Source organism: Mycobacterium sp. (assembly GCF_035314665.1).
Lineage (GTDB): Bacteria > Actinomycetota > Actinomycetes > Mycobacteriales > Mycobacteriaceae > Mycobacterium.
This window is the reverse complement of record NZ_DATFZD010000217.1, coordinates 36,198-47,619: the sequence shown is the minus strand read 5'-3', so window position 1 is coordinate 47,619 and position 11,422 is coordinate 36,198. Positions and strand designations below refer to the sequence as shown.

The window sequence follows — 11,422 nt, the reverse complement described above, 5'->3', positions numbered from 1 at the left end:
ATCGGACGGCGTGCGACTGGTCCCGGCGGTCATCGTCGGCACGATCCTGTCGATCGGGCACATCAACCACGCGATCGTTGCATCGCTGGTGTGCTTCGCGGCTCTCGTCGCCGGCGCGCCGTTCGGCTACGCCGACTGGGGAGGGATGGTCGCCCTGGCCATCGCCGGAAACATGGTGGGAGGGTTGGCGCTGGTGACCCTGTTGCGGCTACTGCAGCTCCCGCACAAGGTGAAAGAGGCTCGCGGTTCCTGAGCGCCACGTGTTGCCGGGGGTTCAGGCCGGGTACCGGAACACCGGGCTCGTCATGGATGCATGGTCCCTGTCTGGAACTGCGTGTGTCAGATCACCGTCGAACCGCGAAACAGGACGCGCCCAGTCGCGGCCCATATGATCAGCAACGCAATGGGAGCCATGAGCCGGCGTCTGCCGCCAAGAGCAGCAGCAGCGCTGCGATCTGCCGCCGCCGCGGTTGGATCAACGGTGGCACCTTTCCTGCCGCCGGCAACGCCGCGCTTTCTGCCGGGGCCCGATGACGGGCGCACCCATCGGCTGCTCGCCGCTGCCGCCGTCGGTGTCTGCTTCCTCGCTTTCGGCGGTGCGGCCTCAAGCGTGGACACCGCCGCTGTGGCGAGCAGCCCCGCACCGCCGTCTCGCGGCGCGATGACCCCGCTCGACGGACTGCTGCTCAGCCCATCGGAGATCAACGCCGCGCTGGGCGCCACCGGCATGACCATCGACCACAGCACCGACACACCGTCGGGCGATGAGATCGACGACGGCGACGAGGATTGCCTGGCAATATCGAGCCCCGCGCAGGGCAAGGTCTATGCCGGTAGCGGATGGACCGCCCTTCGCGCTCAACAGCTCAGTGAACCCGGCGCACTCCCCCACTCGGAGCACCTGGCCGTTGAGGCGGTCGTGGGTTTCGGCTCCGCACATGAGGCCGCGGACTTTTTCAGCGCATCGACACGCAGCTGGCCGGCCTGCGCCGAGCAGCCCTTCACTGTGCGGGAAGCCGGCGAGGACGTGGCCTGGAACGCCGAGCCGGCATTGACGGCCGACGGCACCCTGTCAGGGGCGAAAACCCTGGCAGACAACGTAGATTGGATCTGCCAGCGGGCGCTGACCGTTGCCCGTAACGTCGCGGTCGACGTGGAAACGTGCAGTGTGAACCCCACCGACCCGGCGGCGGCGGCGATCGCACACCAAATCGCCGCCAAGGTGGGACATGACACGTATCAGGCGGCAGCGGTCACATGGTCCGGGCTGCCTTTCACGGCCTACCAGATGCCGATTCCGCCGGACTCCTGAGTCGGGCCCATGGGGCGACGTGACCGTGAACGACGCGCTACGCTCGCCGCAAGCCGGGATAGCGGCCCATACAGGAGAGAACGGCACCCACTTATGACTGAGCCGCAGCGCACGGCCCTCATTACTTCAGCGATCCAGGTGGCCAGGATCGCCTTCGCCGGCGCCATCATCGGAGGGTGCGCGGTGGGCCTGGCGGCCCAGGCGGACGCGTCCTCCGGCAGTGACTGCAATCCGTTTTACCTATCAATGACACCACAACCCGTGCTGGGGTGTCCCGGTCCCGATGCGGCGCCGCCGGCCGATGGGCCGCCCGCGCCCGGCCCCCTCAACGACGTCGCCGGCCCACCGACCCCGGGTGCGCTGCCTGCCCCGGGCCAACCGCCAGCCGCCAGCTCGACCGGGTAGACGCGGTGGGTGCCGCTGAATCCCTTCAACTCGACTTCGCGAACCGCTCCGAACGCGAAGTCGTCACCGACGGCGTCGTGCACCGACTCGCTCACCAGGATCTCGCCGCCATGGGCCTCGGTCGCCACGCGGGCGGCCATCGCGACGTTGCGCCCCAACAGGTCCTCACCGCGGCGCACGGACTTGCCCATATGGATGCCAATGCGCACGCGAACGTTCCCGTTGCGCGTGCGGTTCACGCCGCCACTGAGCGCGCGCTGGACGGCGATGCTGCAGCGCACGGCCTCATCCGGGTGCGCGAAGGCGACCATGAACCCGTCACCCTGGCTCTTGACGACGTGACCGGAGTGATCGTTGACTAACTTCCGGATCAGTTTGTCGTGTCGCTCGATCAGCTTCACCCACGCGCGGTCACCCATCCGCTCGTTCAGCGCGGTCGACTCCTCGATGTCGGAGAACAGGATCACCACGTTGCCGTCCGGGGTGAGCCGGGCCAGATCGGCGACCTTGGCCCAGTCCCAAGTGAGCCGGGCCAGATCGGGCCGCTCGACCTTGGCCCACTCCGAGGTGTGCCGGGCCAGATCGGCGACCTTCGCCCAATCCGAGGTGAGCCGGGCCAGATCGGGCCGCTCGACCTCGGCCCAGTCCGCCAGTTCCTCGATAGAGCTGCGCACCGCGGCGCCGAATCCCTCGTTGCGGACCAGGTTTGCGGTCTCCAGCGCCCTTTTGACCGCGGGGGAGGCGGTCAACAGGGTCTCCCACCCTGCGTGTGCGGTACGCACGATGTTGTAGAGGGACGGGTGGAAGGTCCAGCGCAGGTCGGCCGCCGCTTCTTGAAAGCCCGCGCTCGCGATCGCCTCGTTGAATTCCTCAGCGCTACGCCAGTGCGCGATGTTGACGAACTGGAAGTCGGCTGAGTCCGCGATCGCCTGGTGTAGCGCTGTGTCGAGATGGCCCGGGTATTGCTTCAGATAGTCCCGGGTTTTTCCCCACGCCCGGATGAACTCGTCCGCCTCGGCGGCAGGCACCTCAAAAACGTTGATCAACACGACCGGCCCCGCCACAACGCTCCAATCTCGACCGATGTCCACCGTTTCGCTACGAAGCTGACAGACTACGCCTTCCTGACTCGTGATGCGGTGAGGGCTGGCCTGAATCGGCGCCGGCTTTGCAGCCTGGCTGAAAGCCTCCCCGGCGGCGCGCTATATGCCGAGCAAATTGGCGCCTTGATTCGTCATTTGCGGGCCGCATGTCCTCGCGTTGTCCCAAACTGCGCTGTTGTTCCAGGAGCGGTCGTAGAAGGTTGACCGGCACGCTGGGTTTCGACATTGTTTGAGTCGCTGCCATGTCCCGGCGTGCTGACTCAGCAGAACCTCACTCCAGATCGCACTGGAAAACCAGCGCCATCCGTGGCCGGTCGGCATCGTGCAGATGTCGCCGCGGTCGTCAAGCGCGAGCTCGACGGCCCCGACAACGTGGCGCTGCCCCACCACGTGCCCGGTGAGCAGGCCGTCGAGGGTATCGCGTAAGTCCCTGAGTCTGGCCGCATCGTGGTTCGTCAGCGTGGGTGGACTGATGTTTGTCCCTCGCAGCGCCGACCAAGCCGGTGCGACGTGTGCGGCCCACGATTGGGCGCGAGCCCCGTCGCCGAGCAGGTCCGGTCCGTGTTGGGCACTGGTCCTGGTATTGAGAAACTCTCGCACCAGCGCCAGTCCGCCCGGTGCGGGCCGGAACCCATAGCGCTCGGTTGCCGGGCACAACGACCCCGGGTCGCGGGATTGAGATGCTCTGCCCACCGACGGGCCGAGTTTCGACTGCTGTTTCATGTCCGTGCCTTTCTCGTGCTCGCTGCGTTGCGCTGATGTGCCGCGACTGGGGCGTAGATTCTGTCGCCGTGAATCCTGAGCTCGACCAGCCTGTTGATGCCAATCGCTGTGGAAACGGCGCGTTGAGGCCGCTGCGCTAAGAGGCCCGAACGATTGTGCTTTCGACGAGCCGCAGCGACGCCTATTGAACGGCGCTGTCGGGTGCATAGCCGAGAATGCCCTTGATTTCCAGATATTCGTGGAAGCCGAATTCGCTCCACTCGCGGCCATTGCCGCTGCGTTTATAGCCGCCGAATGGCGCGTGGAAGTCGAAGGCATCGTTGATCGCCACCCAGCCCGCGCGAATCCTGCGGGCCACGGCACGTGCCTTTTCCAGGTCGGCCGACGCAACATAGCCGGCCAGACCATATTCGCTGTCGTTGGCTATCTCGACGGCCTGATCGATGTCGTCATAACCCAGCATGCACAGTACCGGCCCGAAGATCTCCTCTCGGGCGATAATCATGTCGTTGGTGACGTCGGCAAAGACCGTCGGCTTGACGTAATAGCCTGTCTCCAGTCCGTCCGGCCGGCCGGTGCCGCCCGTGATCAGGGTGGCGCCCTCGTCGATGCCTTTCTGGATGAGGCGCTGGATCTTGTCGAACTGTGCCTTCGAAACCACGGGCCCGATGGCGACCTCCCCGTTGGGATCTCCTACAGTCACTTGTTCGGCGGCCGCCCGTGCGACGGCGATAGCTTCGTCGACGCGGCTGTTCGGCACGAGCATGCGCGACGGCGCGCTGCAGCTCTGACCAGAATTGCTCATCATGGTGGCCACGCCGGCGCCGACGTTCTTGGCGAAATCCGAATCATCGAGGATGATGTTCGCGCTCTTGCCGCCCAGCTCCTGCGTCACCCGCTTGACGGTGGGAGCGGCATTCTTCGCTATGTCGACGCCGGCTCGAGTCGAACCGGTGAAGGAGACCATGTCGATGTCGGGATGGGTCGAAAGAGTCACGCCCACGGTCGGACCGTCGCCGTACACGAGGTTGTAGACGCCGGCCGGCGCGCCGGCGGCGTGAACGATCTCGGTGAGTATCTGGGCCGAGTACGGCGCGAGCTCCGACGGCTTCAGGACCACGGTGCAGCCGGTCGCCAATGCCGGAAAGACTTTCACGGCGATCTGATTGAGCGGCCAGTTCCAGGGCGTGATCAGGGCGCAGACGCCGACCGGCTCCTTCACCACCAGCGTTGCCCCGTGCTGTTCTTCGAAGTTGAAATTCTTCAGCACGTCGATGGCCGTCGACAGGTGGCCGAGGCCGAGGCCGACCTGCGGGCCCGACGCCAGCGAGGCCGGCGCGCCCATCTCCTCGGTCACCGCCTCGGCGAGGTCACCGGCGCGCCGCTCGTATTCGGCAAGAATCGCCTGCAGCAGGTCCAAGCGCTCCTCCCGGCCGCTCTGCGACCAACTCGCGAATGCCCTTCGTGCCGCTTTGACCGCCTTGTCGACGTCCGCTGCCGAACCCAGCGAGATCTTGCCGGAAACCTGTTCGGTAGCTGGGTTTTCGACATCGAGAGTTCTCGGCTCCACCGGATCGACCCACCGGCCGTCGATGTAGATCTTGAGGTATTCACGCATCACATAACCTCCGCTTACTGTGTGCCTTCGGCGTACCAGGTCCTGAATTCGCCGTAGTTGGGCATTTCCTCCGAGTTCGCTTTCGGATCGATGCAGACATGGATGACAGCGGTCCTGCCGCTGGCGTAGGCGCGCTTGATCGCCGGACCGATCTCTTCTTCCCGTTCGACATATTCGCCATGGCAGCCGAGGCCCTCGGCGATCTTGTCGAAGCGCACATTGTTGCTCCAGTGCACGCCGGTTTCCGCAGACCCTGCACCGAACGTGCGTTTATAGACACCGACTTCGAGTCCCCACTGGTGGTCGACGCCCACGACGCACACCAGCGGCAGTTTCTGACGCGCGGCGGTCTCCAGTTCGGCGATGTGGAACAGGAATGACGAGTCGCTCGTCAGCAGCATGACGGGCCGCTTGCCGCCGTCGGCGACGGAAGCACCGACTGCATAGGGCAAGCCCGTGCCGAGGTGGCCGAAGTTTTGGTTCCAGATGACGTCGCGCGGCTTCGCCTGAGAATAGGTCCACTGGAAGATGACGGTCGCGCCGCCGTCGCGCACCATGATGCCGTCCGCGGGGAACGCCTTGGTCGCCTCCACCACGAACCGGGCGGGATGGACGCGCGCCGTACCGCTGGGTGCTGTCTCCGCCAATTGGGCCAGCTGGTCGGCGTCCTCCTTGATCCAGCGTTCAAGATCAGCCGAGGGCGAACGGGGACTGTCTTTGAGCGCTTCGACGAGTTGCGGCACGACACCACGCAGGTCTCCCACCAACGCCACGTCGACCGGCCGGTTCACACCGATCGCCGCCGGGTCCTGTTCGACATAGATCCACTTGCGGGTTGAGTCGTTCTCGGCCCAGTGCCGGGTCCTGCCATAGTGGACCGGCTCGCCGAGTTCGGTGCCCAGCGCGATGCACAGGTCCGACGTGACGACCGCTTCCACGGCCGCGGACGAGAAGCCGTACGGGAAGGTGCGCTCCTGGAGCCCGGGGATGAACGACGTGCCGCCCGATGTTTGGATCACTGGGCATTGCATCAGCTCAGCCAGCGCCTTGACGGAGTCTGCGGTGCGCGAGGTGTGCACGCCGTGGCCGACCAACAGGATCGGACTGTTCGCCTCGCGGATCAGCGTTGCCGCTTCGGCAATCTCCCGCGCGCCCGCACCCTGGTTGACAAGACGATAGCTGCTGGGTTCGACCGGCGCCGGCACATCCAGTTCTTCGAGGAGCACATGCGCGGGGTACTCGATGTAGGCGGGGCCCGGGGTTCCCGACATCGCGCGCCGGATTGCCTCCCGGACGATTTCGTCGGTCTGATCGGCATATTCGATCGACGCGCTGTACTTTACCGACGGCGCGAACAGCGCTTCCTGGCGGACGAACTGAATGCGCCCGCGCCGCACGCGCCGTTCGGTGATGCGTGCCCGCTGGCCGCCGAGGTAGATGATCGGCGAGTTTTCGACCTTGGCGCACATCATCGCGCCGGCAAGGTTGGCGACGCCGGGGCCAAGCGTGCCGATGCACAGCCCCGGCTTGCCCGTCATCCGCGAAGCCGCCTCTGCCATGAAGCCGGCGCTTTCCTCATGATGCGGCGCCACCACCGTCCAGCCGCGCTTCTCCGCCTCCAGGAACATGTGGACGAAATTCGGGTCCGGGATACCGAAGAGCGTGTTGACGCCCTCGGCCTCGAAGAGTTCCAGAATGCGTTGGTAAACAGGTACGCCCATGTCAAACTCCTGATTCTGATAGGTACCGTTGAGCGAGTTGTTTTCGGTGCGTCGCGGGCGAACCGAAGATCGAACGATTCAACGCGGCGCGTTTGAGATACACGTGAATGCCGCTTTCCCAGGTATATCCGATGCCGCCGTGTAACTGCATGGCCTTGCCGACGACATCAACCGCAGCGCTGCAGGCATACGACTTGGCCATCGCGGCAGCGACATTGGCATCGGATCGGTCTTCGGCGATGGCTTCGACTGCGGCGCTGACGAGCTGGCAGGAGACCGAAATCTGCACGAGCATGTCGGCGCAGGCATGCTTGACGGCCTGGAATGAACCGATTGGCCGACCGAACTGATGACGCGTCGACGCGTACGACACCGTCGCGGAGAGCATCGCCTCGCTGAGCCCCAGGCTGTCGCAGGCAACGGCGACCGCCGCCCGATCGAGCAGGCGACGAACATGCGCGCGCGGTTCGCCGCCGAACCGCCACACCGCCGATTCGTCGATCGCTACGCCGTCGGCAATCACGGCGGCGAACCGACGAGTTTCATCGAGCACCGGCTCTCGGGTGATGGTCAGTCCGGGGGATTGCGCCGCGACGCTGACGATCACCGGTGTTCCGGACGGCTCGTCGGCGAGGAGCAGTATCCGCGTCGCGGCGTCGGCATCCGGCACGAAATCGGCGCGGCCGTGCACGCGCAAACCACCTGCCGACTCGTCGATTGTGAACGGCACCGCGACCGCGCCGATGTCGGCGTCGGCGCCAAGTGCCACCGCAATCGTCACGGCTCCGGTCACCACGTCCTTGAGGAGATCGTCCCGGCAAGCGTTCGCCCCCAGTTGATTCAGCGTGCCGACGCCCAGAACGGCGCCCCCAAGATAGGAGCTTCGGGTGGCGGCACGACCCATCTCCTCGAGGATGACCGCCACCTCTCGGAACGTTGCACCCGCGCCCTCGACGTTTTCGGGTGCCTCGAGCCCCACCCATCCAGCGCGGGTCAGTAGGGACCACCCGATCTCGGTCTCGGCGGGACGATCCTTCGTCAACACATCGCCCGCCACGGACCTGAGTTCGTCGTGGATGTCTTCGTACCCCTGCGCCATCAGATCGCCGCCGGTTCTCGCGGTAGGCCGAGGCCACGCTCGCCGATGATGGTGCGCTGGATCTCACTGGCCCCGCCGGGAATCGTCCATTCCCATGAGGAGATGAAGTCGATCACCCACGCGCCGGACTCCCAGCCGCTGGACATCGGTTTGGTTAATTGGGTGTGAGCGGCAAGTCCACCGATCTGCGCGCCGAAATCCATCATTCTCTGCAGCAACTCGCTGTAGTACAGCTTCACGATCGAGGCGTCGGCCGGCCCGGCCTTGCCGGCATCGGTGTCTTCGGCCAATTTCCGACAAAGCCCCCGCAGGCCGCTGATCTCGATCTCGAACTGCGCCAACCGCTCCTGCACCATCGCATCCTCGATCAAGCGTCGTCCGTCCCGCTGCGATCGACCGCACGATTGCAGCAGCCACCGGAACCCCGCATTGCCAAGGCGCTCCGCCAGTTCAAGCATGGTCAGGCCACGCTCGGCGCCCAACGTTGCCTGAGCCACCTGCCATCCCTGGTTCACCGCTCCGACCAGGTTCGTCGCCGGGATCGCCACGTCATCGAGGAAGATCTCACAGAAGTGCGAGTCGCCGATGGCATTACGGATCGGCCGCACGTCGACGCCCGGTGTTGTCATGTCGAGCAGGAAATACGAAATGCCCTTGCGCTTAGGCGCATCCGGATCGGTGCGGGCCAGCAGCAGGCACCAGTCGGCGTGCATGCCGCCGCTCGCCCAGAGCTTCTGGCCGGTGACGATGTACGAGTCGCCGTCCTTGCGGGCTGACGTCCGCAAGGATGCCAAATCCGACCCCGCCTCCGGCTCAGAGAAACCCTGCACCCAGATTTCGCCGTCAAGGATCGCCGGGAGGTGTCGCCGACGCTGCTCTTCGGTACCCGCGGCGAGCAGTGTCGCTGCGGCATGGTGAATTCCGACGAAGGCCAGCACCAGCCGGGGTGCATCGTGTGCGGCCAGTTCCTGGTACAAGACGATCTGCTCGGCGACCGTCATCCCGCCGCCCCATTCACGTGGCCAGTGCGGAACGGCGAATCCCGCCCTGTGCAGCTCGGCGAACCACCACTTCTGGAAACTCACGAACGTGTCGTCGCCGACGCCGGTTTGCGAGTGACGCCAGTCCGCGGGAATATGCTCCTCGCACCAGGCTCGCACGGTGGCACGGAACTGTCCGAGCTCATCCGCCGACGTCATGTCCGTTTCGACTTCGTCTGGAACTCAAGAAGTCTTTGCCGATGCTCCTCCGTCTGCATCATGACTCGCTCCGCCGCGAAGCCTGGCTGCGGCGGCCCACCGAGCACTTGCGACAAATACCGGTTCAGGGTCACCGTGAGAACCGGGCCGTCGGCGTCGACGGTCAGCTCGTCGGGAAGGTCGCATTTCATCCGAAGAGTCCCGTAAGCCCGTGTCGACCCACCTGGCGGGTCAACGTGTCCCGCGTGGCCGACAGCCCGAGCGGCAGTCGTCGCAGCGGTTGGCTGTAGCGCGACAGCCACGACAGCGTGGTTTCGTCACAGAATCCGACCGCACCGTGTAATTGGTGACACACCCGGAACACGACTTCGGCCGCCTCGATCGCGGCCAGCCGGAGCGCCAGTGCATCGTCGAGCGCATCGTCGCGCGCGGTCCCGACACTCCACAGGGCGTATTTCGCAAGCATGTCAACACCGCTGCGCTCGACTTCGGCATCGGTCAACTGGAACTGGACACCCTGGAACGACGAGAGCGGCTGACCGAACTGCTTGCGCAGGCGCACGTGCGCGATGGTCAGTTCCAGGGCGCGATCGAGCATGCCCAGCAGGGTCCAGCACGGCAACACCAGTCCGAGCGCGACATCGCCGGCTCCGTTGTCGTCGATCTCGGACAGCGTCAATGCGGCCACGAAGGCCGTCCCGGTGGGGGAGTTACCAACCACCTTACTGCGACTACCGTCCAGGCTCACTGTGGCCCAGCGGTTGTCAAGGCCCGCGACAGCAGCTTCGGGCGTGCCGTTCGCGACCACGATCAGGCCGTCGACGTCGAGATCGGTCGGCCGCGCCAGGCGCTCGGCCACCGGGTATGGCAGCGCCCAGTACCCCGCACTGCGGCACAATGCGGCGGCGGCCTCGAGGGCATCAGGATCGGTGCGGGTGTCCAGCTCCCAGGCGCCCAGACCGGCCAGTACCGGCGCGACGAGCGCCTCACGGGCGTCGGGCTTGGCTCCGGCCTGCTGCGCCAACTGATCGCCACCGGCGCTCCCGAACGCGCGAAGGGCCTCCCGTCCGAACTCTTTGGCTTCATCGCCCAGCTCGAGAATCATGACGCCGCCAGCAGCGCCCGCGACAGCAGGATGCGTTGCATTTCAATGCTGCCCGAGGCGACGGTCGATGCCTGCGAATAGCGCCAGTGATCTTCGACTTCGGCACGGAAATACTCAGTTTCCGCATCGCCGCGCGGTACCACCGCGATGATCTCCATCAGCACTTCCGCGCTGTCCTGGTCCAGCTTCGTCACGGCGATCCGGTAGCCCGCCGCATCGGCCGGTTGCACCCGCCCCGCGCTCTGCAGCCCCACCACCCGGTAGGCGAGCAGCCGCGCGCGCCGGCAGTGCGTCAGCATTCGGGCCCACCGTCCCCGCAGTTCCGCGGGCAGATCTTCCCACCGGTCGCCGAGCACGGCCGGCGCGGCGGAAAGCAACCGTTCACAGCGGGCATAGCGCGCGATGCCGACGCGTTCGAAGGACAGCACGTCGGCGACTATCGACCAGCCCCCGTCCACCTGGCCAAGAACGTCTGCCTCGGTGACCTTCAGGCCGTCGAAGAACACCTCATTGAGGTGATGCGGACCCAACATGGCTCGGATCGGCCTGACCCGGATCGCCGGATCGTCCATGGGCACCAGGAAGATCGTCAGGCCGTGTTGTTTCTTCTCCCCCTTGGAGGTTCGGGCGAGCAGGAAGCACCACTGCGCCATCGTCGCGTAGGACGTCCAGATCTTCTGCCCGCTGATCCGCCAGCCGTCACCGTCGCGTCGCGCCGCCGTCCGCAACGACGCGAGATCCGAGCCGGCCTCCGGCTCGGAAAAGCCCTGGCACCAGATCACCTCGCCGCGCGCGATCAGCGGCAGGTGCTTGCGCCGCTGGTCGGGGGTGCCATAGCGCATCAATGTGGGCCCGACCCAGTTGACTCCCATATATTGCGCGCCGCGCGGCTCGTGGTGCGCCCACATCTCCTCGCGCACGACCGTTTGTTCCCACACCGACGCTCCGCCGCCGCCGAACTCCTTCGGCCACGACAGACACAGCAGGCCGCGCTCGGCAAGCAACCGGCAGAACCGCTGTGCCACTTCCAAATCGGCGGGATCATCCGTGAACGCTCCGAGAAAGCCCTCGGGCACATGCGAGCGCACCAACTCCCGCAGCTCGCCGCGCAGTTGCGTTGCCTTTGCCCCCATCTCG

General features: G+C 65.8%; 9 protein-coding genes and 4 pseudogenes. 2 read left to right on the top strand and 11 right to left on the bottom strand.

From position 1 onward, the window contains the following. A pseudogene (locus tag VKI00_RS16375) lies at positions 1 to 253 on the top strand (formate/nitrite transporter family protein); the annotation flags it as partial. Between the two features lie 159 nt (positions 254 to 412). Then, positions 413 to 1,312 carry a sensor domain-containing protein gene (locus tag VKI00_RS16370; RefSeq protein ID WP_324439122.1) on the top strand — a complete coding sequence of 300 codons (900 nt, stop codon included), beginning with the start codon at positions 413 to 415 and terminating at the stop codon, positions 1,310 to 1,312. A 395-nt stretch (positions 1,313 to 1,707) separates the two neighbouring features. On the opposite strand, the pseudogene VKI00_RS16365 reads toward VKI00_RS16370, so the two are convergent. The 11 genes and pseudogenes from VKI00_RS16365 to VKI00_RS16315 all read right to left on the bottom strand — a co-directional run. Next, a pseudogene (locus VKI00_RS16365) lies at positions 1,708 to 2,217 on the bottom strand (adenylate/guanylate cyclase domain-containing protein); the annotation flags it as partial. 123 nt (positions 2,218 to 2,340) lie between these two features. After that, positions 2,341 to 2,451 (bottom strand): annotated as a pseudogene (locus VKI00_RS16360) (adenylate/guanylate cyclase domain-containing protein); the annotation flags it as partial. 99 nt (positions 2,452 to 2,550) lie between these two features. Next, positions 2,551 to 2,766 (bottom strand): annotated as a pseudogene (locus tag VKI00_RS16355) (antibiotic biosynthesis monooxygenase family protein); the annotation flags it as partial. A 153-nt stretch (positions 2,767 to 2,919) separates the two neighbouring features. After that, the gene (locus VKI00_RS16350; RefSeq protein WP_324439120.1) at positions 2,920 to 3,543 is read right to left on the bottom strand and encodes a CGNR zinc finger domain-containing protein; all 624 of its coding nucleotides are present in this window, start codon (positions 3,541 to 3,543) and stop codon (positions 2,920 to 2,922) included. 181 nt (positions 3,544 to 3,724) lie between these two features. Then, a complete protein-coding gene (locus VKI00_RS16345; protein ID WP_324439118.1) occupies positions 3,725 to 5,161 on the bottom strand; it encodes an aldehyde dehydrogenase family protein in 1,437 nt (478 codons plus the stop codon). A 14-nt stretch (positions 5,162 to 5,175) separates the two neighbouring features. After that, positions 5,176 to 6,882, bottom strand: a complete 1,707-nt coding sequence (locus VKI00_RS16340) for a thiamine pyrophosphate-binding protein (RefSeq protein WP_324439116.1) — start codon at positions 6,880 to 6,882, stop codon at positions 5,176 to 5,178. Position 6,883: 1 nt separating this feature from the next. Then, a complete protein-coding gene (locus VKI00_RS16335; RefSeq protein WP_324439114.1) occupies positions 6,884 to 7,981 on the bottom strand; it encodes an acyl-CoA dehydrogenase in 1,098 nt (365 codons plus the stop codon). Next, positions 7,981 to 9,180, bottom strand: a complete 1,200-nt coding sequence (locus VKI00_RS16330) for an acyl-CoA dehydrogenase family protein (RefSeq protein ID WP_324439112.1) — start codon at positions 9,178 to 9,180, stop codon at positions 7,981 to 7,983. The genes VKI00_RS16335 and VKI00_RS16330 overlap by 1 nt, the downstream gene beginning before the upstream one ends. After that, positions 9,177 to 9,371 (bottom strand): hypothetical protein, encoded by a 195-nt coding sequence (locus VKI00_RS16325; RefSeq protein ID WP_324439110.1) that lies wholly within the window; start codon positions 9,369 to 9,371, stop codon positions 9,177 to 9,179. Before VKI00_RS16325 ends, VKI00_RS16330 begins: the two co-directional genes overlap by 4 nt. Next, a complete protein-coding gene (locus VKI00_RS16320) occupies positions 9,368 to 10,285 on the bottom strand; it encodes an acyl-CoA dehydrogenase family protein (RefSeq protein ID WP_324439108.1) in 918 nt (305 codons plus the stop codon). Before VKI00_RS16320 ends, VKI00_RS16325 begins: the two co-directional genes overlap by 4 nt. Then, complete coding sequence (locus tag VKI00_RS16315; RefSeq protein WP_324439131.1) at positions 10,282 to 11,418, bottom strand: acyl-CoA dehydrogenase family protein; 1,137 nt, start codon at positions 11,416 to 11,418, stop codon at positions 10,282 to 10,284. Before VKI00_RS16315 ends, VKI00_RS16320 begins: the two co-directional genes overlap by 4 nt. Positions 11,419 to 11,422 lie beyond the last annotated feature (4 nt).